Source organism: Ornithinimicrobium carbonis, from assembly GCF_050703245.1.
Lineage (GTDB): Bacteria > Actinomycetota > Actinomycetes > Actinomycetales > Dermatophilaceae > Ornithinicoccus.
Window position 1 is genome coordinate 1,192,264 of the sequence record NZ_CP192647.1, and the last position, 22,466, is coordinate 1,214,729.

General features: G+C 73.6%; 28 protein-coding genes. 12 read left to right on the forward strand and 16 right to left on the reverse strand.

All coding sequences use genetic code 11. The features are described 5' to 3' along the window. Nucleotides 1-103: 103 nt before the first annotated feature. From ACQ95T_RS06055 to ACQ95T_RS06065, 3 genes are all read right to left on the reverse strand, one after another. Nucleotides 104-1,249, reverse strand: coding sequence for an ABC transporter substrate-binding protein (locus ACQ95T_RS06055; RefSeq protein WP_425940237.1), 1,146 nt, complete (start codon nt 1,247-1,249; stop codon nt 104-106). A 133-nt stretch (nt 1,250-1,382) separates the two neighbouring features. Beyond that, the gene (locus ACQ95T_RS06060; protein WP_431473649.1) at nt 1,383-2,135 is read right to left on the reverse strand and encodes an ADP-ribosylglycohydrolase family protein; all 753 of its coding nucleotides are present in this window, start codon (nt 2,133-2,135) and stop codon (nt 1,383-1,385) included. Continuing rightward, nucleotides 2,132-2,959, reverse strand: coding sequence for an ADP-ribosylglycohydrolase family protein (locus ACQ95T_RS06065; RefSeq protein ID WP_431473650.1), 828 nt, complete (start codon nt 2,957-2,959; stop codon nt 2,132-2,134). The genes ACQ95T_RS06060 and ACQ95T_RS06065 overlap by 4 nt, the downstream gene beginning before the upstream one ends. 88 nt (nt 2,960-3,047) lie before the next feature. Here ACQ95T_RS06065 and ACQ95T_RS06070 point away from each other — a divergent pair, with 88 nt between their 5' ends. Further along, a complete protein-coding gene (locus ACQ95T_RS06070; RefSeq protein ID WP_425940240.1) occupies nt 3,048-3,737 on the forward strand; it encodes an NUDIX hydrolase in 690 nt (229 codons plus the stop codon). A 57-nt stretch (nt 3,738-3,794) separates the two neighbouring features. Here the strand turns inward: ACQ95T_RS06070 and ACQ95T_RS06075 are convergent, their stop codons facing one another. Further along, nucleotides 3,795-3,983 (reverse strand): DUF1059 domain-containing protein, encoded by a 189-nt coding sequence (locus ACQ95T_RS06075; protein WP_425940242.1) that lies wholly within the window; start codon nt 3,981-3,983, stop codon nt 3,795-3,797. A 130-nt stretch (nt 3,984-4,113) separates the two neighbouring features. On the opposite strand from ACQ95T_RS06075, the gene ACQ95T_RS06080 reads away from it, so the two are divergent. Both ACQ95T_RS06080 and ACQ95T_RS06085 read left to right on the forward strand, forming a co-directional pair. Next, the gene (locus ACQ95T_RS06080; protein ID WP_425940244.1) at nt 4,114-4,533 is read left to right on the forward strand and encodes a VOC family protein; all 420 of its coding nucleotides are present in this window, start codon (nt 4,114-4,116) and stop codon (nt 4,531-4,533) included. An 11-nt stretch (nt 4,534-4,544) separates the two neighbouring features. Then, the gene (locus tag ACQ95T_RS06085; protein WP_425940246.1) at nt 4,545-4,985 is read left to right on the forward strand and encodes a very short patch repair endonuclease; all 441 of its coding nucleotides are present in this window, start codon (nt 4,545-4,547) and stop codon (nt 4,983-4,985) included. Nucleotides 4,986-5,121: 136 nt separating this feature from the next. Here the strand turns inward: ACQ95T_RS06085 and ACQ95T_RS06090 are convergent, their stop codons facing one another. After that, on the reverse strand, nt 5,122-5,754 hold the full coding sequence (locus ACQ95T_RS06090; protein ID WP_425940248.1) for a DUF2461 domain-containing protein: 633 nt from the start codon (nt 5,752-5,754) through the stop codon (nt 5,122-5,124). Between the two features lie 66 nt (nt 5,755-5,820). Beyond that, nucleotides 5,821-6,564, reverse strand: coding sequence for a TetR/AcrR family transcriptional regulator (locus ACQ95T_RS06095; protein WP_425940249.1), 744 nt, complete (start codon nt 6,562-6,564; stop codon nt 5,821-5,823). 117 nt (nt 6,565-6,681) lie between these two features. On the opposite strand from ACQ95T_RS06095, the gene ACQ95T_RS06100 reads away from it, so the two are divergent. Next, nucleotides 6,682-7,659 (forward strand): DUF2382 domain-containing protein, encoded by a 978-nt coding sequence (locus ACQ95T_RS06100; RefSeq protein ID WP_425940251.1) that lies wholly within the window; start codon nt 6,682-6,684, stop codon nt 7,657-7,659. Nucleotides 7,660-7,854: 195 nt separating this feature from the next. Here ACQ95T_RS06100 and ACQ95T_RS06105 read toward each other — a convergent pair whose 3' ends face one another. Beyond that, nucleotides 7,855-8,580, reverse strand: coding sequence for an AIM24 family protein (locus ACQ95T_RS06105; protein ID WP_425940253.1), 726 nt, complete (start codon nt 8,578-8,580; stop codon nt 7,855-7,857). A gap of 115 nt (nt 8,581-8,695) precedes the next feature. On the opposite strand from ACQ95T_RS06105, the gene ACQ95T_RS06110 reads away from it, so the two are divergent. The 5 genes from ACQ95T_RS06110 to ACQ95T_RS06130 all read left to right on the forward strand — a co-directional run bounded on the left by ACQ95T_RS06110 (nt 8,696) and on the right by ACQ95T_RS06130 (nt 11,638). After that, nucleotides 8,696-9,121: a hypothetical protein gene (locus ACQ95T_RS06110; RefSeq protein WP_425940255.1), complete on the forward strand. Its 426-nt coding sequence runs from the start codon at nt 8,696-8,698 to the stop codon at nt 9,119-9,121. A gap of 161 nt (nt 9,122-9,282) precedes the next feature. After that, a complete protein-coding gene (locus ACQ95T_RS06115) occupies nt 9,283-10,107 on the forward strand; it encodes a hypothetical protein (RefSeq protein ID WP_425940256.1) in 825 nt (274 codons plus the stop codon). Nucleotides 10,108-10,178: 71 nt separating this feature from the next. Continuing rightward, nucleotides 10,179-10,610, forward strand: coding sequence for a phage holin family protein (locus tag ACQ95T_RS06120; RefSeq protein WP_425941012.1), 432 nt, complete (start codon nt 10,179-10,181; stop codon nt 10,608-10,610). Next, on the forward strand, nt 10,607-11,359 hold the full coding sequence (locus ACQ95T_RS06125) for a DUF3618 domain-containing protein (protein WP_425940258.1): 753 nt from the start codon (nt 10,607-10,609) through the stop codon (nt 11,357-11,359). Before ACQ95T_RS06120 ends, ACQ95T_RS06125 begins: the two co-directional genes overlap by 4 nt. 144 nt (nt 11,360-11,503) lie before the next feature. Continuing rightward, nucleotides 11,504-11,638 carry a hypothetical protein gene (locus ACQ95T_RS06130; RefSeq protein WP_425940260.1) on the forward strand — a complete coding sequence of 45 codons (135 nt, stop codon included), beginning with the start codon at nt 11,504-11,506 and terminating at the stop codon, nt 11,636-11,638. 45 nt (nt 11,639-11,683) lie between these two features. On the opposite strand, the gene ACQ95T_RS06135 is transcribed toward ACQ95T_RS06130, so the two are convergent. The 4 genes from ACQ95T_RS06135 to ACQ95T_RS06150 all read right to left on the reverse strand — a co-directional run bounded on the left by ACQ95T_RS06135 (nt 11,684) and on the right by ACQ95T_RS06150 (nt 15,663). After that, the gene (locus ACQ95T_RS06135; RefSeq protein ID WP_425940261.1) at nt 11,684-12,604 is read right to left on the reverse strand and encodes an FHA domain-containing protein; all 921 of its coding nucleotides are present in this window, start codon (nt 12,602-12,604) and stop codon (nt 11,684-11,686) included. Next, complete coding sequence (locus ACQ95T_RS06140; RefSeq protein ID WP_425940263.1) at nt 12,601-13,752, reverse strand: hypothetical protein; 1,152 nt, start codon at nt 13,750-13,752, stop codon at nt 12,601-12,603. The genes ACQ95T_RS06135 and ACQ95T_RS06140 overlap by 4 nt, the downstream gene beginning before the upstream one ends. Further along, complete coding sequence (locus tag ACQ95T_RS06145) at nt 13,749-14,414, reverse strand: hypothetical protein (RefSeq protein WP_425940265.1); 666 nt, start codon at nt 14,412-14,414, stop codon at nt 13,749-13,751. The genes ACQ95T_RS06140 and ACQ95T_RS06145 overlap by 4 nt, the downstream gene beginning before the upstream one ends. Nucleotides 14,415-14,559: 145 nt before the next feature. After that, the gene (locus ACQ95T_RS06150) at nt 14,560-15,663 is read right to left on the reverse strand and encodes a hypothetical protein (RefSeq protein ID WP_425940266.1); all 1,104 of its coding nucleotides are present in this window, start codon (nt 15,661-15,663) and stop codon (nt 14,560-14,562) included. 244 nt (nt 15,664-15,907) lie between these two features. On the opposite strand from ACQ95T_RS06150, the gene ACQ95T_RS06155 reads away from it, so the two are divergent. The 3 genes from ACQ95T_RS06155 (at nt 15,908) to ACQ95T_RS06165 (ending at nt 18,863) form a co-directional block, all read left to right on the forward strand. Then, entirely contained in the window at nt 15,908-16,303 is a 396-nt protein-coding gene (locus ACQ95T_RS06155; protein ID WP_431473651.1) for a hypothetical protein, read from the forward strand. Nucleotides 16,304-16,738: 435 nt separating this feature from the next. Continuing rightward, complete coding sequence (locus ACQ95T_RS06160; protein WP_425940270.1) at nt 16,739-17,647, forward strand: SDR family oxidoreductase; 909 nt, start codon at nt 16,739-16,741, stop codon at nt 17,645-17,647. 67 nt (nt 17,648-17,714) lie between these two features. Further along, entirely contained in the window at nt 17,715-18,863 is a 1,149-nt protein-coding gene (locus ACQ95T_RS06165) for a YihY/virulence factor BrkB family protein (protein WP_425940271.1), read from the forward strand. Here ACQ95T_RS06165 and ACQ95T_RS06170 read toward each other — a convergent pair. From ACQ95T_RS06170 to ACQ95T_RS06190, 5 genes are all read right to left on the reverse strand, one after another. Then, complete coding sequence (locus ACQ95T_RS06170; RefSeq protein WP_425940273.1) at nt 18,843-19,205, reverse strand: hypothetical protein; 363 nt, start codon at nt 19,203-19,205, stop codon at nt 18,843-18,845. The genes ACQ95T_RS06165 and ACQ95T_RS06170 overlap by 21 nt on opposite strands. A 23-nt stretch (nt 19,206-19,228) precedes the next feature. Then, the gene (locus tag ACQ95T_RS06175) at nt 19,229-20,128 is read right to left on the reverse strand and encodes a hypothetical protein (protein WP_425940274.1); all 900 of its coding nucleotides are present in this window, start codon (nt 20,126-20,128) and stop codon (nt 19,229-19,231) included. Nucleotides 20,129-20,365: 237 nt separating this feature from the next. After that, entirely contained in the window at nt 20,366-21,109 is a 744-nt protein-coding gene (locus ACQ95T_RS06180; protein ID WP_431473652.1) for an SGNH/GDSL hydrolase family protein, read from the reverse strand. A 327-nt stretch (nt 21,110-21,436) separates the two neighbouring features. Continuing rightward, nucleotides 21,437-21,622 (reverse strand): hypothetical protein, encoded by a 186-nt coding sequence (locus ACQ95T_RS06185; RefSeq protein WP_431473653.1) that lies wholly within the window; start codon nt 21,620-21,622, stop codon nt 21,437-21,439. Between the two features lie 298 nt (nt 21,623-21,920). Next, the gene (locus ACQ95T_RS06190; RefSeq protein ID WP_431473654.1) at nt 21,921-22,436 is read right to left on the reverse strand and encodes a hypothetical protein; all 516 of its coding nucleotides are present in this window, start codon (nt 22,434-22,436) and stop codon (nt 21,921-21,923) included. Between the last annotated feature and the right edge of the window lie 30 nt (nt 22,437-22,466).

Below are 22,466 nucleotides of genomic sequence, written 5' to 3' on the forward strand. Positions count from 1 at the left end.
GGCGTGACGATGGCTGCTCTCCGATCTGCGGGGGTGTCGCCGGTCTGCGGGGTGCTGCCCGCTCACGGGCGTGGCGTTCTCCGGGTACGACGGGGCGGACCGCTCAGCGGGCCTCGTCCTGCGCCGCGGTGGCCGCGGCCTCGGCGACCTGCGGGACGAAGCGGTCGAGGGCCACCGGGATGGACAGCGGGGTCGGTGAGCTCATGCCCACGACGTCCTGCGGCTCGCCGGCCTCGACGTAGGCACCGGAGGCCATCGCCGGGATCTGCGAGAGCAGCGGGTCCTCCAGCAGCATGTCGGCGGTGAAGCCCCCGTCGCTGTAGAAGATGAAGACGTCCGCGTCCAGGGTGTCCGCCTGCTCGGCGGACAGATTGGCCGAGAAGTTCTCGTTCCCGCTCATCTCCTCCACCACGGTCGCGTTGACCATGCCGAGCTCGGTGAGGAACTGGGGGCGCAGGTCGATGACGTTGTACAGGCCGATCGTCGAGGTGTCCGTCGGGCTGAACCAGCCCCAGGCGAAGGAGGTGTCCTCCAGCTCGGGGTGCTCCTCCCGGGCCGCCGCGAGCTCGGCCTCGGTCTCGGCGACGGCCTCCTGCGCCTGCTCGGGCCGGCCGATCGCCTTCCCGACGAGCTCGACCGACTCCCGCCACGGGGTCGCCCACGCGGTCTCGGGGTAGGCGACCGTCGGCGCGATCCGCGCGAGCCGGTCGTAGTCCTCCTGGCTCATGCCCGAGTTGCTGCCGATGACCAGGTCCGGCTCCATCGCGGCGATCTCGTCGACCGGGATGCCGTCGGAGTCGTCGTAGCGCGTGATCTCGGCCGGGTCGTGGCCCAGCTCGGTCACCGCCTCGTCGAACCAGTCGGTCGAGCCGGCCTCGTTGCCGCCCCAGTTGATCTTGACCGCGCCCACCGGCACCTCGCCGAGGGCGGCCATCACCTCGTGGTCGGTCCAGCCGACCGTGACCACGCGCTGGGGGTCCTGGGGAATCTCGGTGCTGCCGAAGGCGTGGTCGACGGTGACCGGGAAGGTGCCGCTGTCCTCGCCGCCGGAGGCCGTCCCGGCGTCACCGGTGGAGGTGGCCCCTGCGTCACCGCTCGCGGCGCCCGTGCCCTGCCCGGAGTCGTCGGCGCCGCCCACCGTCCCCTCGTCGGCCGCCCCGGAGGTCGGGCCGGTGGAGCAGGCGGTCAGGGTGAGCATGGCGGCGGCGGCCAGGGCGGCCGGGCGGGCGAGGCCGGTGCGTGGGGACATCGAGGACTCCTCGGGCAGGGACCCTCAGCAGGGTCCGGGAAGCGTGACGGGGTGAGGTTAGGATGTCCTAACCTTGATTTGCAAACACGGACGGACGGGTATGGCGCAGCGCCACCCGTCCCTCGCCCGCGCCTCAGTCCCGGCAGGCCTCCTGCCACAGCAGCCCCCCGATCTCCTCCCGCCCCAGGACCGTGGTGACCTCGGCCCGGGCGGCGGACCGCTCCATCCCCCTGGCCCGCAGGTAGCGCAGAGCCACCGCGGGGGTCCGGTGGTGGGCCGCGACGCAGTGCAGCAGCACCCGCCGGCCCTCCGACCGCAGCGTGACGACCGCACCGGCCGCGTCGTCGAGGCTGAACCGCAGGTGCTGGTGGCTGTCGGGGTCGTCGGAGTCGACGAGCCAGACCTCGGCGTGATCGCGGGGGGCGACGGGGGCGGGGGCGTGCTCCTCCTCCCCGAGGCGGCACAACGAGACGACCGCGTCGACGCCGAGCTCGCGCACCCGCCCCAGGTCGGCGAAGGTGCCCAGGAGGACGTCCGGGTCGGAGGGGAGCGGGACGGCGCGCCTGCGCTGACGGCCGTCGTCCATCCGCGCGACCCCCGGCCATCCCTGGGCGCCGCGCCGGCCGCGGTGGGCGGTGCGCACGGCCAGGTGCACCAGGCCCCGGGCCCGCAGGCCGGGCCAGCCGTGGACAGCCCGCGTCCAGGCGAACGGCAGCGCCGAGGTGCCGTAGCGCGCCCCCAGCAGCCCACCGGCGATCGCGGCGACCGTGTCCGTGTCGTGCCCGATGCCGATCGCCCGTTCGATCGCGGCGACGACGTGGGCAGGGCCCGCGCTCTCCTCGCGGGTGTGCCAGATCGCCGACCAGGCGGCCTGGAGGGCGGTCACCGTCCGCCGTTGCCGGCGAACGACTCCGGAGCCTGCACCTGGGCCTCCTGCAGCCGCTCGGCCCACCAGGTGGGCCGCTCCTGCGGCAGCAGGTCCAGCCCGCCGGCGACGTCGAGGACCCCGTCGAGGACCGCGCGGCGCACGGCCTCGGACCACAGGACGCACGAGTCGCCCGCGACCGGGTCGGCGTGGGTCAGCTCGGCGACCGCGCGGGCGGCCGTCGCGGTGGCGTCCCGGTCGTCCAGGCGGGTCAGCCCGACCACCGCCGTCCGCATGAGGGCGCCGTTGCCGGCGGTGCGGCCGGTGCGCTCGTGCAGCCCGGCCGCGAGGGCGCGCAGCACCTCGTGGTCCGGCCCGGGACGGCGGTCCCGGTCACCGAGCACCCGGCGGGTCTGGACGCCGATGTCGGCGGGACCGTCGGCGTACCACCGCAGGAACCCGGCGGCCACCTGCTCCAGACCCTCCGCGTCGGTCAGGTCCGCCCCTGTCGCGGCGACCTCGGCGACCGCCACGGCCATCTGGGTGTCGTCGGACCACTCTCCGGGGGCGTAGCCCCCCAGCCCGCCGCCGACCATCCGCGGGCCGGTCGTCGGGTCGAGCCGGGCGCTGCCGAACTCGTAGGGCACACCGAGGGCGTCCCCGCACGCCTGGCCGAGGAGGACGCCGGCGGCGCGGTCGTTCTGGACGGAGGTGAGGTGCAGGGGAGCATGGCGCCGGGTGGGGTGCTGGCCGGTCGGGCCGACGCTGCGGTGCTGGTCGGCGGGGCCGGCGGTGCGGTGCTGGCCGGTCGGGCCGGCGGTGCGGTGCTGGGGGCTGAGGTTCATGAGGACCTTCTTTCTTCGTGTCGAGATGACTCTATCCCAGTCCACCGACAAAGGGTGCCGGTGACCCTTAACCGGCTAGGCTGGGACCGTGGCCGCCTTCCCCGTCTTCGCCGTGACCGTCGACGTCGTGGCGCTCACCATCCGCGACGAGGTCCTCAGCGTGCTCCTGGTCCGCCGCGGGGAGGAGCCGTTCGCCGGCCGGTGGGCCCTGCCGGGCGGTTTCACCCGGGCGGACGAGGACCTGGAGGACGCGGCCTACCGCGAGCTCGCCGAGGAGTGCCACGTCACCCGCGACGACCTGCTGCTCGAGCAGCTGCGCACCTACGGGGCGCCGGGCCGCGACCCCCGGCCCGAGCGGGTCGTGACCGTCGCCTGGATCGCCCTGGGCGCCCACCTTCCCGAGCCGACCGCGGGCACGGACGCCGCCGAGGCCCGGTGGTGGCCGGTGGAGGAGGCGCTGTCGATGCCGCTGGCCTTCGACCACGCCCAGATCCTGGCGGACGGGGTCGAGCGGGCGCGCGCCAAGCTGGAGTACTCCACCCTGGCGACCAGCTTCTGTCCGCGTGAGTTCACCCTGCGCGACCTGCGGCGCGTCTACGAGACGGTCTGGGGGAGCGAGCTGGACCGGTCCAACTTCCAGCGCAAGGTCCTCGGCACCGAGGGGTTCCTCACCGACACCGGGAGGTATGCCGAGGGGCGCCGCGGTCGTCCCGCGCGGCTCTACCGGGCCGCAGGGATCCAGGGCGCGGTGCTGCACCCGCCCCTGCTGCGCGGCTGATCGCCGCGCGTGCTGCAGCCGACGCCCTTGCTGCGCGGCTGACCGCGGCGCGGCAGCTCAGCCGCGGTCGTGGATCTGTGCCGAGACCTGCTGGGCGAAACCGGGGTCGGAGACCTGTTCCTCGGACAGGCCATGCACCTCCTGGGCGTGCGTCGCCGCCTGGCTGAGCACGTCCTGGTCGGTCGGTCCCTGGACGACGCCGTCGCAGTCGAACCCGACGTCGCGACAGTTCAGTTCCCTGGTCATGGCACAGCCTCCTTGCCGTGGACGGGCCGCGGGAGGGGCCCGTCCACCACGGTATCGCCGGGCGCCCCGAGGGGGAAGGTGTCACCCGAGACCGACGCACCGGGGGCCGACCCGTTGCTACCGTCCAGGAATGGCCGATCTGCAGTGGTACAACACCGTGGTGGACAGCCGGGACGCCCTCGGGCAGGCGCGGTTCTGGGCGGCCGCCCTGGGGTGGCAGGTCCGCCGCGACGACCCGGAGTGGGCCACCGTCGGCAGCCCCGGCGGCGCGCCGCCGTACCTCGCCTTCACCCCGGTCCCGGAGGGCAAGGTCGTCAAGAACCGCCTGCACCTCGACCTGCTTCCTGGGCAGGGGATCTCCCGCGAGGTCGAGCGGCGGCGGCTGGAGGGTCTGGGGGCGACGCTCGTCCGGACCGTCGTCGAGGACGGGGTCGAGGCGCACGACGTGATGGCCGACCCGGAGGGCAACGAGTTCTGCCTGCTCGAGCCGCACCCGGCGTACTTCGCGGCGCCGAGCACCCCGCATACCCCCGCGTCCTTCGGTCCCTAGGCGCAGCCCGCGTGCCCGCCCTCGTCCCGCCCCACCCCGGGGCCTCCTGGCAGGAGGTGTCGGCCCGGATGTCCCGGGCGCCCCGCCGCGAGACCGCTCCCGAGCTCGCGCTGCGCCGGTCGCTGCACGCCGCGGGCCACCGGTTCCGGGTCGTGCACCCGGTGCCGGGCAACCGGAGGCGGTCGATCGACATCGCGTTCACCAGGGCCCGGCTGGCCGTGTTCGTCGACGGGTGCTTCTGGCACGGCTGTCCCGAGCACGGGACGCAGCCGCGGGCGAACGGGCCGTGGTGGGCCGCCAAGCTCGCGGCCAACCAGGCCCGCGACGCGGACACCGACCGGCTGCTGCGGGACGCGGGCTGGTCGGTCGTACGGATCTGGGAGCACGAGGACGTCGCGGTCGCCACGGCGGCTGTCGAGTCGGCGCTGCGCGAGGCCCGCGCCCGGCCGTAGACGACGTCCCGACGGCGGTCCTACGCTGGAGGGACCGACCGTCCTGTCTCGGGGGGCCCGAGCAGGCCGGTCCGGTCCGTGCCCCGGGCCGGACCGGCCGCCGGCCGGCCCCCAGCCGAGCCTTGCCGCCGTGCGGCTAGCGCCCCTCCACCACCTCGCGCAGCCACTCCACGAGCGGCCGCAGCCGGCGCCACCCGCCCCTGACCTCCTCCACGAGCAGGTCGGTCGTCACCACGTCGCCGTCCTCGATCCAGCGCATGGCCGCCAGGGACCGCCTGCGCAGCAGCCCGATGCGCGGATGGTCCCGCGGGTAGCCGCGCGGAGCCGTCCTCAGCGACTCCCCGACGACCTCCCACCCGGCCGCCGCCAGCTGGTCGACCACGGTCTCCAGCCGTGCCCCGCGCGGACCGTCGATCCCGCGGCGGAACGCCGCCAGCGCAGCGGGCTCGAGGTGGTAGCACCCGCCCCCGACGCGGAACCCGTCGGCCGACACCTCGGCGTACCACCCGGTCCGGGGCGCGACCGGCACGAAGATCCCCTGGTGGGTCTTGTACGGGCTCTTGTCCTGGCTGAACCGGACGTCGCGGTGCGGCCGGAAGACCCGACCCGTGCCGAACTCCTCGGACAGCTCCGCCAGCAGCGCGGTCATCGGGCCGCGCACGTCCTTCTCGTAGCGCTCGCGGTTGGCCTCCCAGAACCCGCGCGAGTTGTTCTCCTCCAGCCCGGCGTAGAACGCGGCGGCGGAGTGCGGAACCCCGGAGAACGGCATACACCGCAGTCCAGGCCCTGCCCCGTGGTCGTGTCAAACGTCGGGGGAGGGGGAAGGGCCGGGGGCTCAGGCTCCGGGCTGGTGCGGGAAGCGACGCCGCAGGCGTTCCAGGAGGGTCTCCAGGCCGGCGTGGAACTCCTCCTCGCACCGGTCCTGCTCCAGGAGGGGGCGCAGCTCGACCAGGCGCGGGTATGCCGCCACGTCCAGCTCCCGGTCCGGTCCCGTGGGTCCCTGGTCACCACCCTCGTCGAGGGGCACGTCCGGCGGTGCCGTCCCGGTGCCGGCGCGCGCGGTCTCCAGCAGCAGGAAGCCCAGCAGGAAGCTGGCGAACGCCTGGTAGACCTCGACCGAGGACTCCCGGTCCCAGCCCAGCTGGCGCAGGTCCTCGAAGAACCGGTCCACGAGCGCGAGGCTGCGCAGGGGCGGGCAGAGCCAGGGAGCGGCCGGATGGGTGGTCGCCACGAGCGGAAAGGCCTGCGGGTGCTGCTCGGCGAGCGTGCGCACCGCCCGGGCGAACCCGCGGAGGTACTCCTCCCGGTCGCCCACCGGATCAGGCAGGTCGAGGTCGCCGAGAAGGTGGTCCACGACCGCCTCCAGGATCTCCTCCCGTCCCCCGACGTGCCGGTAGAGCGCCATCGCCTCGTACCCCAGGTGCCGCCCGAGGGTCCGCATGCTGAGCGACTCCACCCCGCCCTCGTCGAGGATCTCCAGGGCACCCTGGACGATGGTGCCGCGGTCGAGGTGCGGGCGGTCCAGGCGGGATCGCCCGGCCCGCCGACGCGGTGCGCCGTCCGGGCGGAGGGCGTCCATGGGCTCCAGTCTAGGCCGCTCACCCCTGCGGGTGAAGGGGACTTTCAAGATGCGGGACCCCCGGGACAGGTGCCACTGTGAAGAGGCAAGTGCCCCAGACGGAAGGATTTTCGCATCATGCGCATCACTCAGGAGCACGTCGACCAGCTGTACAACGCCGACGTCGTGGACCGCGACGGCGAGAGCCTCGGGGGAGTGGGCCAGGTCTACCTGGACGACCACACCGGTGACCCGGCGTGGGTCACCGTCAAGACCGGGTTCTTCGGCACGAAGGAGACCTTCGTGCCGCTGAACGACGCCGACTACGGCGACGGGGCGATCCGGCTGCCCTACGAGAAGAGCTACATCAAGGACGCCCCCAACATGGAGGCCGACCAGCACCTCAGCGAGGGCGAGCAGGACGAGCTCTACCGCTACTACGACGTCCAGGGCATGGGCGGCACGACGGGCGGCACCGGCCGCGAGGGCGTGGTCGACCGTGACCACGACGGTCGTGACGACCGGCTCGAGGGCGACTCGATGCCGCGTGGCACCGCGATGGCCGGTGGCCTCGACGACGACCGCCAGGACCTGAACGCCGGCGGCGACGTCGCCCGTCAGGAGTACGCCGGCGACGCCCGCGGCGACGAGGTCCGTGCCAGCGCCGACCGTGACGCGGTCGCCGGGGACGTGGCCGACCGCGGCACTGACGAGGGCCGGATGACCCTGCACGAGGAGCGCGTCGACGTCGGCACCGAGCGGGTCCAGACCGGTCGTGTCCGTCTGCGCAAGCACGTGGTCACCGACCAGAAGACCGTCACGGTGCCCGTGGAGCGCGAGGAGTACGAGGTCGTCCGCGAGCCCGTCACCGACGGCGGCACCGCCGACCGCGGCGACCTGGGTGACGACGAGGTCGAGGTGGCGGTCCACGAGGAGCGCCCGGTCATCGACAAGGACGTGGTCGCCACCGAGGAGGTCGGTGTGGAGCGCACCACCGTCACCGACGAGCGCGACGTCACGACCGACGTGTCCCACGAGGAGGTCGACGTCATCAAGGACGGCGACGACCGCCAGGGCCTGCGCGACGGCGACGCCGACGGCGGTCGCCGCGCCTGAGCGCCATACCCCCGTCAGGCCTGAGCCCGACACCCCGTCGGGCCTGAGCCCGACACCCGGGCGACGCCCGGGACAGGAACGGCCCGCCCCCACCCGGGGCGGGCCGTTCCCGTGCGTCGGGGGGTCGGGGGGTCGGCTGACCGTCCTCGCGGTCGGCTGACGGCCGGCTGGCCGTCAGCCGGGGTCTGCCGCCCGTCAGTTGCCCAGGAAGTCGCTGAGCCCGCCCCCGCGGCCGCTGGCCTCGCCCGCCCCGGTGGTGTGCCGGTTCTCGGCCGGCTGGACCAGCACGTGGCCGTTGCCGGTGAAGGCCATCTGGATCGACTCCCCGGTGCCGCCGCGCAGCATCGAGCCGATGCCCCCGGTGTCCACCTTGACGTCCATCCGCGCCCCGGCGGTCCACAGCACCACCGCGTGGGCGTCGGCGAAGGTGGGAGCCTGCCCCACGTCCAGGGCGACAGGCTCGCCCCGGCTGGTGACCGCGACATACCCCGACCCGCGGAGCGAGACGTTGAACAGGCCGCCGGCCATCATCCCGCCGCGCGCCGCGACCCGGTGGATGTCCCAGTCGATCGAGGCGCTGAAGGCGAGCACGTTGGCGCCGTTGACCGAGATCATGTCGTTGTCGAGGTAGAGCACCTGCACGTCGGCGGAGTCGTCGGCGAGGAACAGCTCGCCCGCCCCGGCGCACTCCATGATCGGCACCCCCTCGCCGGTCAGCTTGGACTTCAGCAGCTTGTCCAGGCCGCCGGACCCGCGGTTGGTGAACCGCACGTCGCCCTGGTAGGCGACCATCGACCCGAGCCGGGCGTTGACCGGCCCGTAGTCCATGCGGATCTTGAGCAGCTTGGAGTTCTGCCGGGTGAACTGGTCGCGCGACTCGGTCTCGCGGAAGTCCTCGAACAGCGAACCGTGGATGGCCATGCACCGTCTCCTCTAGGTCGGATCGTTCTCGCACCTGCCCGGGGAGCCCCGAGCGGCCCACGACCCGAGTATGGTCCGCAGGGACAGGGACTGTCACCCGTTGCGGAGGTGGATCATGGGATTCCTCGACAAGGCCATGCGCACGGCGAACGAGTTCGCCGGCAAGGCGGAGACGGCGCTCAACCAGAGCGGTATGACGTTGCCGGGCAGCTCGGGCGGCGTCCCCGGCGGTGAGCGGCTGTACGCCCAGCTGGGGCGCCTGGTGCACGAGGAGCACCGCGGGCAGCCGGTCGATCCGGCCCGGCGGGCCCAGCTGCTCGCCCAGCTCGACGAGCTGGCGGACCGGGCCTCGTCGGCCCCGCCGCCGCCGGGGTCGGCGTCTCCGGGTGCCTCCTCACCGCCGCCGGGCCCGGGTGCCGCCTCACCGCCGCCGGGCCCGGGTGCGCCTCCCGGGCCGGGTGCCGGGACGACCCAGCCGCCCCCCGGGCCGGGCGCGTCCTCGCCGCCTCCACCACCGCCACCGCCGCCGCCCGGGCGCTGAGCCGGGTTCCTGACCCCCGGAGGCTTCCGCGGCGCGCGCACGACGCTCGCGGGCCTCCACCCCCAGGGGTGAACGGCGCGCTTCGGGGCGCATCTGAGAACTGCCCGACCTACCGTCGAGAGCGAGTGGGCACCCGGCCCACGGACAGGTAGGGAGAGCAGATGAGCGATCAGCCGTTCGACCAGTACGGTTCCACGCAGTCCACGCAGTCCACGCGGTCCACGACGGACGTGGCGAAGGAGGAGTCGAAGAACCTGGGCAGCACCGCCAAGGAGGACGCCGGGGCGGTCGCCCGGACGGCGGGCGAGGAGGCCAAGCAGGTGGCCGGGGAGGCCAAGGCGCAGGCCGCCTCGCTCTACCAGCAGGTGCGTCAGGACGTCACCGGGCAGGCCAAGGACCAGCAGCAGCGGGCGGCCGGGGGCCTGCACGGACTGGCCGGCGAGCTGCAGCAGATGGCCGACGGGACCGACGAGGGCGGCATGGCCGCCGGGTTGGCCCGCCAGGCCGCCGAGCGCGTCGACACCGTGGCCGGCTGGCTGGAGAACCGCGAGCCCGCCGACCTCCTCGAGGAGGTCCGCCGCTACGCCCGCCGCAACCCGGGCACCTTCCTGGCGGCCTGCGCCGCGGTCGGCTTCATCGGCGGTCGCCTGACGCGCGGTCTGCGCGACGAGGCCCAGGACGGCCCGGGTGCCGGAGGCGGTCAGCAGGCGATGGCCCCGGTCGGCACGGGGGGAGCACCTGGGCTGTACGGCCAGCCGGGGGCCCCTGCCCCGCAGGCCTACGGAGGCCGTCCGAGCGCCGGACAGCCCGCCACCACGTACGCCGCCGCAGGCACCGCCGCGGGCACCTCCCCGGCGACGACCGGGTACCCGGACGAGATGGACGCCGGCAGGATCCACCCCGGGACCGAGGAGGTCACGGACCAGATCGATCCGGTCGCCGGCGACCCCCTCTCCCCGTCCACGGACGGTGGTGACCGCCGGTGACGGTCCCAGGAGGCAGCGGGGCGCACCCCGTCCCCGACCCCCGCGCACGGGAGGCCGCCGCCCCCGGTGATGTGCGGCCGGCCGAGCAGATCCGCGCCGCGCACGACACCTACGACCGCGGTGAGATCGGTTCGGTGGGCGCGCTCGTCGGCGACATCACGCAGGACCTGTCGACGCTGATGCGCCAGGAGGTCGCCCTCGCCAAGGCGGAGGCGAAGCAGTCCGCCACCCAGGCCGGCAAGGGGGCGGGCATGCTGACCGGCGCCGCGCTGGCCGGCTGGTTCACCCTCCTCTTCCTCTCCGTCGCCCTGTGGTGGGCGCTGGGAGATCTGATAGGCCTGGGCTGGTCGGCCGTCGTCGTCGCGCTCCTGTGGGCCGTCGTCGCGGCGGTCCTGGGCGTCATGGGCAGGTCCCAGCTGCAGAAGGTCAAGGGAATGCCGCACACCGTCGAGACCGCCAAGAAGGTTCCGGACGCACTCAAGGGAAACGAGGACCACGCATGAGCACCTACCCCACCGACCCGACGAACCCCACGGACCCGGCATACCCCGTGGACCCGGCGTACCCCGTGGACCCGGCGTACCCCGCCGACCCGCCGATGAGCGACGACCCCGAGGTCCTGCGGCGTCAGATCGCCCAGACGCGCAGCAACCTCAGCCGCGACGTCGACGCCCTCGGCGAGGCCGCGAGCCCGGGCAACGTGGCCAAGCGTCAGGCCGAGAAGGTGAGCGACACCGTCGTGGGGGCCGGCCGGTCCCTGAAGGAGAAGGTCATGGGCAGCGACGACCACGGCTCCGGTCCCGGTATGGGGCAGCGCACCTCCGCGGCCGCGTCCGACGTCGGCGAGCGGGTGGGTGACGCCGCGGGCTCGGCCCGGGACGCCGTGGCCTCGGCCCCGTCGCAGGCCCGTCAGCAGACCCGGGGCAACCCGATGGCCGCCGGGCTCATCGCCCTGGGTGCAGGATGGCTGCTCGGTTCGCTCCTGCCCGGCTCGGAGAAGGAGCGCGAGCTCGCCGTGTCGGCCAAGGAGCAGGTCCAGGACAGCGGCCTGGTGGAAGAGGTCAAGGCGGTGGCCCAGGACGTCGTCGAGGACGTCAAGCCGCAGGCTCAGGAGGCCGCCGACCAGGTCAAGCAGAGCGCGACCGAGAGCGTCGAGCACGTCAAGGACGAGGCCGGTTCGGCCACCGAGGACGTTAAGTCCAGCGCCCAGGAGTCCAAGGACACCGTCCAGGCGCAGCGCGACCAGGGCTGACACCAGCTTCCTGGCACCCCGGGGGCCGGTCCTGTCGCACGACGGGACCGGCCCCCGGCCTGTCCGGCTCGCCGGAGGACGGCGGTGGCGCGGGTAGGGTGGGATCACGGAGCCATCCAGGCTTTCCGAACAAAGGAGCCAACGATGGCTGACAAGTCCCCCCGCCAGTCGATGACGAAGAAGTCCGGCAAGAGCATCAAGGAGAAGCGGGCCGACAAGCAGTCGAAGAAGACCGCCTCCGAGCACATCGAGATCGACTCGCGCGGCAAGAAGCACTGACCCCCGTGGCCGGACGCCGCTGACGCGTCTTCCCGGTCCTGCCGCTCAGGCCCGTCGGCGCAGCATCAGCCGGGTCCATCCGCCCAGGAAGACCCGGTCGTCCTCGTCGATCTGCACCCGCACGCCCCGCTCGATCGGGTCGGTCGGCAGCGCCAGGCCGACGGTCGATACGTACGTGCCGTTGGAGGTGTCCAGGTCCTCGATCCACCAGCGGTGACCGTCGCTGGTCAGCTGCGCGTGCCGGACGGAGACCCCCGCGTCGTGCCCGGCGTCCAGGTCGGGCCGCAGCCCGCGCTCGACGTTGGTGCGCCCCACGACGACGTTGTCCTGGGTCAGCGTGACCAGCTCCGGCGGGCCGGCCTCGGGCACCGGCTGGTCGGTGTCCCGGGTGGCGTACCAGGCGTGGTCGACCCAGACCTCGGCGACCCAGTCCGCCTTCTTCTCGCGCGAGGGCGGGCGGTGCTCGGGCAGGTCGTGCACGGTCTCCACCTGCCCGGCGGACGGCGGGGTGGGCGGCGGCACGTCCGGCCGGTGCGGCAGGTCCTCGGGGTCCAGGGCCACCTCGGCGGGGGTGGTCTGCAGCTCAATGTCGTCGGCGTCGCGCCGCGGGTCGATGTAGGCCTCGAGCGGTTCGGCGGCCTGCTCCGACGTGGGTCGTCGCTCGTCCGCCCCGGGCAGCGTGTCCGCCGCGACCGGCGCGGAGCCGGTCACGAAGTCGTAGCCGCAGGCGCCGCAGAAGGCCACGTCCCCGACGCTCGTCGCGTGGCAGTGGGGGCACTCCCGGCTCGTGCCCTCGACCACGACGTCCGGGTCGACCGCGCGGGCCGGCTCGGTCCGTCGGCCGGTGGCCACGCCCTCGCCCTCGCCCACCACGCTTTCGCCCACCTCGTTCTCGCCCACCTCGTTCTCGCCCACCTCGTCCTCGCCCACCTCGTCGTCGCCCACCTCGTCCTCGCCCCCGCTCACGACTCGGGCCTCAGCTGGGCGAGGTAGGCCTCCTGGGCGGCGACGAGCGCGGCCGCCCGCCGCACGTCGGCGGGCTTGTTGTGCAGGGACTCCTTGGCCGCGGTGAGCATGCCCGACAGGTCCACGCTCGTCGGGGCACCGCACCCCGCCAGGGTCGACGCCAACCGCTGCGCACGGTCGGCGAGGTCGGCGTACTCCGCCAGCGCCGCCGCATACGTCGCGTGGGCCTGGTCCAGGGCCCGCCCGACCCGTTCCAGGTTGCCCATGTAGGCCGGCAGCTCGGACTCCTCGGTCGGCACCTCCCCGAGCGCGGTGACGTCGGGGATCCCGAGGCTCGGTGCGGGCGTCACGCTCTCCAGCACGCGGGCCGCGAGGGACCGCACGGCCTCCCCCTTGGCGACGAGCTGGTCGCGCTCGGCGCGGGCCTGAGCGACGTCGGCGGTGCCGTGCGCCTCCTCGGCGGCCGCGACGAGGAGAGCCCGCTCCAGCCCGGCGAGCTCGGACTCCAGCTCGCCGATCGCCACCAGCGCCTCGTCGTCCGCACGGCGTCCCAGGGAGTCCAGCCGTCGGCGCGCCGCGGCGAGCCGTCCGGTGAGCTCGGGGGCCATGTCCGCGCCCGCGTCCGACCCGCCCACGGGCACGGCGCTGTCGTCGCGGGCGACGACGCCCTCGAGACGGTCCAGGTCGGCGCGCAGCGAGGCGACCCGCTGACGGACCGGCAGCTCCTCCCCGTCGGCGCCGGTGCGGGCCCGCAGCGAGGCCGCCAGGGCGTCCGACATCCGCAGCGCGTCCGGCAGGGCCAGGGCGAGCGCCTGCGGATCGCCGTCCGGCATCTCGAGCACCCCCCACAGCAGGGTGGAGACCCACTCGCGCTCGCCGTCCCCGTCGCGGGCGTCCTCCCACGTGGCCAGCAGCAGGTCGTGCCGCTGGGCGATCGCGTGGTAGAGCGTCATCGAGGCGGTGATGTCCTCGTTCAACGCGTCCCGGTCCGGGTGGGTGCGGGTCAGCTCGTCCAGCGCGGAGAGCTCGTGCTGGCGCCGCATCCGCCAGCGGGCCAGCTCAGAGAGGTAGTGGTCGACCGCGCGGTCCTCGGGCTGTTCCCCCGGACCGGTCGGTGGGGTCGGTGCCACCGCGTACCTGCTGCTCACTGGTCCTCCTGGGGCTGGTCGTCCGGGCCGACGCCGGCCCCGACGGGGTCGGGGGTCGGGGCGTGGTGGGGGTCGGGCTGCTCGGGCACGGGGAGCCGGGGTATGCCGTCCTCGCCCACGTCGAGCCCCTTGTCGCGGACGACGTCGTGGTCGAGGTGCTCCGGCGCGACGCCGCTCTCGCCGACGAGCGCGTCCGGCCGGGAGGCCGTGTCGAAGCGCTCGAGCAGGACGGTGTGCTGCCGGCGGGCGTGCCGGTCGTCCTGGCGGTGCGCCGCGTCGTAGGCGTGGTCGAGGGTCAGGCCGAGCAGGTCGAGATCGTCGACGAGGGCCAGCAGCGGGGCGTGGTCACCGGTCACGGCATGGCCTGCGGCGAACCGGCCGGGCAGCCGTTCGTAGGCGCCCACCGACTCCACCACCCAGGCCAGGGCGCGGGAGACGGTGTCGCGCGAGACTTCGTCCCCGTCCTCACCCAGCAGCTCGAGCAGCTCGTCGGCGCTGGTGAGCACCCGACGGACGCGGACGACGACCGAGTCGTGGAGGGTGGGTCCGGTCAGCAGCGGGGTCTGCTCGGCGACGGTGCGGCGCAGGGCCTCGACCGAGGGGACGGGGGAGGTGGGACGGTCGCCGGCGTCCCCCACGGCGGGCTCGGGCGGAACAGGCATCACAGGTCCTGGGTCGGGGTCACGTCACGTCATTGTGCAACCCCCCGGAGGTGCAGGCTACTCCGGAGCCACGAGGGACGCCCGTGGGGCCGTGGGCCGTGGGCCGTGGGCCGTGGGTGGCCTGGAGCGACGACCTCGTCCCGACCTACTGGTAGGAGATGAAGTCCGGCGTGGGCTCGACCTGCATGGTGGCCTCGGGCGTGAACGGCCCCGGGACGTCCTCGTCGTAGAAGTTCTTCCAGCCCCAGTGCTCGATGTTCGGCGCGTGGTTCTGCAGCGCCGTCCAGGTGTCCATCTTGCTCCCGTGGGGTCCCTGCCCGTCGGCGTGGATGAGCACGGCGACCTCGGGGCGGGACCGGTCCGCGTCGTCGGCACCGGGGATCATCCGGATCTGGAACTGGTGCAGCACCAGCATCTTCTGGGGCAGGTCGTGCTCGCGCACCAGCTCGGCCATCCAGTCGACCACCCGGTTCACCTCGTCGATCTCCACGGACCCGATCCGGACCATGTGCATCTCGTCCGGGCCCAGCCGCCACTCCGGGTCGAGCGCCAGCCCCACGTGGGGCAGTCGCAGCAGCTCCTCGTAGATCTGGGCCTGGGCGAGGAAGTCGCTGCGGCCCGGCTGCAGGTCGAGGACGACGTAGACGTCGTTCTCGGCCGCCAGCTCCACGAGCGGTCGCAGCTGCTCGACCGGCAGCTCGTTGGAGTAGTTGCCGTCCGGGCCGGCCTCCTCGGCGGCGACGGTGGCGATGATCTCCAGCGTGGGCACCACGGGTTCGTCGGTGAGCGGCTCGTACCAGGACGCGTGCTCCTGCGCCCGGGTGATCGTCTGCTCGATGGGCTGCTCGCCGAGGACCCCGAGCGCCCCGGTGCTGGGCGTGCCGTAGAGCGCCACGTAGGTCTTGCCGGGCAGGGTCGTCAGACCGCCGCCCGGCAGCTCGACGCCCGTCGCCGCCACCTGGGCCCGCCAGTCCAGCGAGTCCGGCTCGCCGAACTCCTCGCCCAGACCGACCAGGCTGGTGGCGCCCTCGGCGGCGTCGGCAAAGGCGGACAGGGACTCCGACGTGGCGCCGGGGTCGCCGGAGGGGACGAGGAGCACCTGGGCCCCGGCGGCGCGGGCGGTCCCCACGGCGGCCGTCTGTGCCGGGTCTCCGGTGGAGAGGACGACGGTGCTCTCGAGCGGCGGCGGGGGAGCGGTGGAGGGCAGCTCGTCGCGGTCGGACTCCAGGGGTGGGGGGGGCTGACGCACCGGCGGTGCTCTCCGTGGCGTCGCTCCCGCCGCTGTCGGGGTCGCCGGTCTCGACCGCGTCCGCGTCGTCGACCTCGGTCCCGTCATCCCCTGCGTCGCTCCCGTCGCCCTCGGCCGGCGCTGGTGCGGGGGCGGCCGTCGCGGCGGCGTCGTCGCCGCTGGCGCTCGCGTCGTCGTCGCTGGCGCTGGCGTCGTCGCTCGGCACGAGCAGGCTGGGAGCCGACGGGTCCAGGTCGACCACCCGTTGCACCTGGTCCTGCCGAGCGACGGTGGCGGGTTCGCCCGTGGCTCCGAGCAGCGAGGCCAGCTCGGGGTCGTCGGCGGGCACGACCACGTCGATCCCCGGGTCCTGCACGGCACCGACGACGAGGGCGACCTCCGCACCCAGGCGGTCCAGCTCCGCGCCGGTGCCCGGGCCGTCGACCAGCACGGGCACGCCGAGCGCGACGCCGGCGGACGCGGCCCGCAGCTGCTCGTCCGCGGAGGTCAGCACGACCACCGGGGCCTGGTCGAAGAGGTGGGCGACCGTCGCGTGGGCCAGGGCCGCGGGGTCGTCGTTCCCGGCCTCGTCGTCCCCGTCGCTCCCGTGTGTCGTCGTCCCCCTCGCCCCCGGTGCCCTCGTCCCCCTCGCCGCCGGTGAGGACGACGGTGCCGTCCTGGCCGGCGACCGTGGCCACGAGCGCGTCGGGGTCGGCCGGCGGTGCCACGGCGGAGCCGTCGGTGCCCCGGGCCCCGTCGGTCCCGTTGTCCGCGTCCCCGTCGGACCCGGGCGTGCAGGCGGCCAGCACGAGCGTCAGGGCGGCCGAGACGGACACCGCGCGGCGGAGGCCGGTGCGCCGGAAGTTCCGAGGGGGACGAGTGCCGGACCAGCCCTCGAGGAAGGGAACGGTAGGGCCGGAGGGGGCGGACGTGCGGTCTGACATGCGGGCTCCCGAGCTCGTTGAGTCTCCCAGGCTAGGCGCGTGCGGCGCCTGGGGGGAGGCGCGCCACGCCACCCGGCACCACGTCATACCCCTGCGGGTGGGTGCGGACGGCTCCGGTGGCGGGGCCGGGGGCGCGGTGGTGGCATGGGTCCATGGCCATGACGCAGCGCAAGGACCACCTGACGTTCGACAACCCGGTGACCCGCCACCCCGACATCACGCCGCCGAAGCAGGACCAGGACATGCCCGGCCTGGACGCCGAGCTGGAGCCGCAGACGGACCGGGGGGAGCGCACCTACCGGGGGACCGGACGGCTCGAGGGCCGCAAGGCCCTCATCACCGGTGGGGACTCCGGCATCGGGGCGGCGGTGGCGATCGCCTACGCCCGCGAGGGGGCCGACGTGGCGATCAACTACCTGCCGGCCGAGGAGGAGGACGCCGACCGGATCGCCGAGCTGGTCGAGGCGGAGGGGCGCACGTGCGTGCAGATCCCCGCCGACGTGACCGACCGGGCCTCGTGCGAGGAGATCGTGCGCAGGGCGGTCGCCGAGCTGGGTGGGCTGGACGCTCTCGTCGTCAACGCCGGCAAGCAGGTCGCGACGGAGTCGATCGAGGACATCAGCGACGAGCAGTTCGACCTGACGGTGAAGACGAACGTCTACGCGATGTTCTGGATCATCCGGGCCGCGGTGAAGCACCTGGAGCCGGGGTCCACGATCGTGCTCAGCTCCTCGGTGCAGGCCTACAGCCCGAGCGAGACCCTGCTCGACTACGCGATGACCAAGGCGGCGATGAACACCTTCGGCAAGGGGCTGGCCAAGCAGCTCGCGCCCAAGGGGGTGCGGGTCAACATCGTCGCGCCCGGGCCGATCTGGACGCCGCTGCAGGTCGTGGACGGCCAGCCGACGGACCAGCTGCCCGAGTTCGGCAAGGGCCAGCCGATCGGGCGGGCCGGTCAGCCGGTCGAGCTGGCACCGGCCTACGTCTTCCTGGCCTCCCCCGAGAGCTCCTACGTCGTCGGGGAGACGCTCAACGTCAACGGAGGCGCCGACTCGCCGTGACCTGACCGGTCCTCCCCGGCGCGGCGAGCCTCGTGCGTCACAATCGTCACGACCCCAGGAGGCCGTCATGACCCTTTCCCGCCGGCTCGACGAGCTGCAGCGTCGGCACCGCTGGATGGGGTTCCCGGTCGCCGTCGTCTACAAGTTCATCGACGACCACGGGGTCTACCTCTCGGTGCTCATCACCTACTACGGGTTCCTCGCGCTCTTCCCCATGATGCTGCTGCTCACCTCCGCACTGGGCTTCGTGCTGGACGGGGAGCCGGAGTGGCGCGAGCGGATCCTGGACACCGCCGTCAGCCAGTTCCCGGTGATCGGCAGCCAGATCGGGGACGAGGGGTTCGGCGGGTCGACGACGGCGGTGGTCATCGGCGTCATCATCGCGATCTGGGCGGCGGTGCGCGCCTCGCAGGCGACGCTGCACATGATGAACATCTGCTGGGCGGTGCCCCGGCACCAGCGCCCGGACCCGATCCGTTCGCCGATCCGCTCGCTCCCGCTCATCGCGATCGCCGGTCTCATGCTCCTGGGGACCACGGTCGGCTCGGTGCTCGCCCACTCGGCCGGCGCCTACGGGGTGGAGCTGCGCCAGATGGTGCCCCTGATGGTCATCGCGGCCAGCTTCGTGGTGGCGGTGCTCGTCTTCAGCCTGGGGATGTGGGTGGGCACGACCTACCAGGTCCGCCTGCTGCAGGTCCTGCCCGGCGCGGTCGTGGCCGCCGTGGGCTGGCTGCTGCTGCAGCGGTTCGGGATCACCTACGCCAACCAGATCGTCAGCCGCTCGGGCGACACCTACGGCGTCTTCGCCGTCGTCCTGGGGCTCATCGGGTTCATCTTCGTGGCCGCCCAGATCGTCGTCATCGGGGTCGAGGTGAACGTGGTGCGCGTCAAGAAGCTGTGGCCGCGCGCGCTCCTGGGGCCGTTCACCAGCTCGGTCGAGCTCACCCCCGCCGACGTGCGGACCTACCAGGACGCCACGGTCTCGACCCGGATCAAGGACTACCAGGACGTCGCGGTCACCTTCGACCAGTCCGACCACCTGGAGCAGGCGGAGGCACGGGCCGCCGAGCGTGCCGCGGGGAGGGCGGCCCGGCGGGAGGGGACGCCGGGTGAGGACGGCGCGCGGGGACGGCTGGTGCGGCGCCGGCGCAACGGGGCCACCGCGGCGGGTCCGGACGGCGCTCTGCCGGACGGTTCAGTCGACGACGAGCCCTGAGGCGGCGTCCAGCTGCTGCAGCAGGTCGTGGGCCGCGAGCTCGACCGCCTTGTGCCGCCACTGGGCGGCGCGGAACACGCAGGCGATGAGCGCCGAGCGGTGCACCCGGCGGAAGTCCCCGAACCCGAAGGCGTAGCGGCTCTTGGTGCCCTCGGTGGCCCCCACGGTCAGGCCCAGGTGCCACTCGGCATACTCCTCGAAGGAGTGCCGGTCGAGGTAGGCGTTCTCGGCCGCCGCGTCCGGCTGGACGTCGGACCACTCGCTGTCGAGGACGTACTGCCGGGCCTCGATGAGGGCGCGGCAGCGGTCCACCCCCGCCGCGTTCACCTCGTAGCTGGCCACGACGGAGCTCGCAGGGGCTCGCGTCAGCGGCGGGTGTCGTCGCGGCCGGTGCCCTCGTCGGGGCTGCCGGGGGGGGGGGGTGCCGCCCACGGGTTGTCGGTCGACCCTTCGGAGGGGCCCTGGCTGGGAGAGCCCCACTGCTGCGTGGGCTCGGACGAGCCGCTCCCGTAGCCGGACTGCCCGGGGGCGTTCTGGCCGTAGCCCTGCTGGCCGTAGCCCTGCTGCTGCCCCTGGCCGTAGCCCTGCTGGCCGTACCCGGGGGAGTCCTGCTGGCCGTACCCGCCGGGGGAGGGGGGAGCGCCATACCCCTGGCTCTGCCCGTAGCCGGAGGAGGTGCTGTAGCCGTAGCCACCGGAGCCGTTCGTGGACTTCTTGTCCCGGTTGCGTCCGACCAGCCAGAGGATCAGGCCGATCAGGGTCAGGAAGCCGAAACCGAGCAGGGCGAGCAGGCCCAGACCGGCCGCGAGCACACCCATCGCCGAGGAGGCGCTCAGCTCCGGGGTGAGCTGGGCGGGGGCGTCGCAGGAGACGGTGTGGTCGCCGGTCTGCACGGCGTCGAAGGCACCCACGACCCGGACCTGCTCGTCGCCGAGGCCCTGGAAGGCGGCGTCCTGGGTGACCGGGACGTCGGACCCGTCGGGTGCGGTGACGGTGCAGGTCGGGTCCTGGCTGCCCTCGGTGAGGATCATCCGGGCGCCGCCCTGGCCCATCGGCACGGTGGTCTCGCCCGACACCGTGATCGTGTCGTCCATCATCGTCTGCGCGACGCGGACGGTCTGGGTGGTGCCCCAGACCACCGCCACGAGCGAGAGGACCGACAGCACCAGGCCGACGAAGAACATGATCTTGCCGGCCTTGGTCATCCCGCTGCTGCGGCGGGGGAGGGACTGGCCTGGCCCGTACGGGTTGGGTGCGCTGCTCACAGGCCCCACGGTATGCCGTCGGGCGCCCGGTTCGCAGGGTGGGCGCGCCGCCAGGCTATGGATGGCGGCATGGATGGACGGACATGGGTGGACGGTTCGTGGGCGCCGTGGTGACCCCCGGGGGTACTCTCGTCCGGTTCTTGACGCGGGGCCGTACGCTTCCGCAGGTCGCGGAGCAGGGGGCGGTCAGGAACCGGCTGAGAGTGCCGTCGGTCCTGCGTACGGTGGGCTGGAGAGCTACTCCGCCAACACCGCCATGAAGGCGTCGCCGATCAATGCGTAGCCCAGGTTGTTGGCGTGGATGTCGAGCCTCTGACACATCCAGGTGTTGGTACAGATCGCGCTGACGTTGAGTCCCGGGGTGTCGTTGTCGAAGGCGGCAGCAACGTCGGCGACCTCGGCACCGCTCTCCTCTGCATTGACCGTGATGCCGTTGTTCAACGCAGCGGCGTAGGGAATGGTCCGCGGAGCCAGGTCCCTCAAGGGTGGAAGGACCGCTCCCGCCAGGAACGGGTTGTAGTAGTTCCCGATGACGATGTCGGTAGATGGGGAGGCCGCACGGAGTCGAGTCAGGATCGTGTCCAGGTTCTGGTCGAAGGCCGCAAGCCCGCGTCGCAGGCAGGTGTCCAGCTCGATGGCGGCAGGTACGTCTTGGGGGTCGAACGGTACGGCGTCGTACACGCAGCCGGCCACGTCGTTGGCTCCGATGTGGATGGTCACCGTGGACACCTTGTCCTTGTGCGCCCGCAGGAACTGTTCGGCGGCCGCGAGCTGGCTGCCCTGGTCGTAGGAGCAGTCCCCGCCGTCGATCATCTCGGCGGACGTCTCCCCGGAGCACGCGAGGTTGACGAGCCTGGTCTTGGCGTAGTCCTCCTGCACGCCCTCCAGCACGTGGCCGACGTACCCGCCGTCGAGGTCGTCACCTGTCGTCGGCTGATACCCGGCAGCGAGCGAGTCGCCGAGCGCGAGGTACCACTGCACGCTCCGCGACGACGTGTCCGGTCGTTCACGGGCCCTTGCCGTCCGGCGGTGCGGCGCCGGCGGGCAGGGCGGCGGCCAACGGCACGGTGAGGGCGAGGGCTGCGACGGCGGTGGTCAACCTGCGGATCATGGGGTCCTCCTCAGAAGCGCCCCGGCCCGAGAACGTGCAGGTGGCGTAGAGAGCCATCATGCTCCCGTCGGATCGCCGTGGGAAGACCTTGGAAGACCGCGGTGCCGTTCGTCCTGGGAAGCCCTGACAGACCCGGTGCCGTGCCGTGCGTGCCGTGCCCTGCCGGTGCCGTTGCCGGCCGGCGCCGGACGCCCCCGTCAGCGGTAGGTGTCCCGCTGCTCCGCCGGGGTGTCGTCGACGTCCACCGCGGTGTCGTGCACGACCTCGCCGTCCTCGTCGACGAAGACCAGCGCGCCGGACTCCACGAGCTGGGCGACCTCCTCCTCCGAAAGGGCCGCCAGCTCCTCGTCCGTGAGGTCGACGTACTCGTCCTCGGTGTCCACGTCGAAGCCCGCCGTCGTCCCGCGGCGCCACCGGCCACCGGGACGTCCGGCCCGCCGTCGACGTCGACGTCGTCCACGTCACCCTCGTCGGTCACGTCCGCCTCGTCCCGCTCGGCGGCCGGGCTGACGGTCTCCTCCTCCCACCACTCCTCGGCACCCTCGTCCGGGGGCTGGGCGGCCACGTCCAGGTCCTTGCCGTCGTCGTCCTCCTCGTCGGTGCCGTGCCGCACCACCAGCAGGAGCACCCCGCCGATGAGCGCGAGCGTGGCACCGCCGAAGACGCCGAGACTGCCGAGCATCAGGCCGCCGACGCGCAGCAGACCGTCCGCGGGGCTGACTTCCGGGGCGACGACGACGCCCAGGCCTGAGCAGTCGATCGCGTGCTCGCCCGAGGCTCCGGCCCGGAACGACCCGACCACCTGGAAACGGGCGAGCGGGTTGTCCACGCCGACCCGCTTGTCCTCGTCCGAGAGGTGCGCCACGGGGACGTCGCCCTCCGGCCCGGCCACCGTGCACGGATCGCCTCGACCGGGGTCGGGACGATCTCCCCGGGCGCGACCAGCCCGCCGGTGACGTACAGGGCCCGCTGGTCACCCTGCGACAGGGCCACCGTCGCGGTGCCGTCGAGCAGCTCGGCGGAGTTGTCGCGCAGGTTGTTGAGCACGCTGCGGGTCGCCAGTCCGGCGACCAGGGCCACGACCAGCGAGATCAGGAGCAGCGCCAGGCCGACGCGGGTCATCGCTCGGCCCGACCGACGCAACCGCCCGCGGCTCGTAGGCGCGTGCGTGGGGCGGTCGGACTGAGCGGTGGACATGGTGCTGACTCTAGGCGTCGCGGGAGGCAG

Coding starts and splice junctions, on each gene's coding strand:
- ACQ95T_RS06130 (WP_425940260.1), top strand. CDS start 11,504: ATGGCTGACAAGTCCCCCCGCCAGTCGATGACGAAGAAGTCCGGCAAG.
- ACQ95T_RS06125 (WP_425940258.1), top strand. CDS start 10,607: ATGAGCACCTACCCCACCGACCCGACGAACCCCACGGACCCGGCATAC.
- ACQ95T_RS06190 (WP_431473654.1), bottom strand. CDS start 22,436: ATGTCCACCGCTCAGTCCGACCGCCCCACGCACGCGCCTACGAGCCGC.
- ACQ95T_RS06145 (WP_425940265.1), bottom strand. CDS start 14,414: ATGCCTGTTCCGCCCGAGCCCGCCGTGGGGGACGCCGGCGACCGTCCC.
- ACQ95T_RS06105 (WP_425940253.1), bottom strand. CDS start 8,580: ATGGCCATCCACGGTTCGCTGTTCGAGGACTTCCGCGAGACCGAGTCG.
- ACQ95T_RS06165 (WP_425940271.1), top strand. CDS start 17,715: ATGACCCTTTCCCGCCGGCTCGACGAGCTGCAGCGTCGGCACCGCTGG.
- ACQ95T_RS06075 (WP_425940242.1), bottom strand. CDS start 3,983: ATGACCAGGGAACTGAACTGTCGCGACGTCGGGTTCGACTGCGACGGC.
- ACQ95T_RS06100 (WP_425940251.1), top strand. CDS start 6,682: ATGCGCATCACTCAGGAGCACGTCGACCAGCTGTACAACGCCGACGTC.
- ACQ95T_RS06110 (WP_425940255.1), top strand. CDS start 8,696: ATGGGATTCCTCGACAAGGCCATGCGCACGGCGAACGAGTTCGCCGGC.
- ACQ95T_RS06115 (WP_425940256.1), top strand. CDS start 9,283: ATGAGCGATCAGCCGTTCGACCAGTACGGTTCCACGCAGTCCACGCAG.
- ACQ95T_RS06090 (WP_425940248.1), bottom strand. CDS start 5,754: ATGCCGTTCTCCGGGGTTCCGCACTCCGCCGCCGCGTTCTACGCCGGG.
- ACQ95T_RS06065 (WP_431473650.1), bottom strand. CDS start 2,959: ATGAACCTCAGCCCCCAGCACCGCACCGCCGGCCCGACCGGCCAGCAC.
- ACQ95T_RS06055 (WP_425940237.1), bottom strand. CDS start 1,249: ATGTCCCCACGCACCGGCCTCGCCCGCCCGGCCGCCCTGGCCGCCGCC.
- ACQ95T_RS06095 (WP_425940249.1), bottom strand. CDS start 6,564: ATGGACGCCCTCCGCCCGGACGGCGCACCGCGTCGGCGGGCCGGGCGA.
- ACQ95T_RS06160 (WP_425940270.1), top strand. CDS start 16,739: ATGGCCATGACGCAGCGCAAGGACCACCTGACGTTCGACAACCCGGTG.
- ACQ95T_RS06080 (WP_425940244.1), top strand. CDS start 4,114: ATGGCCGATCTGCAGTGGTACAACACCGTGGTGGACAGCCGGGACGCC.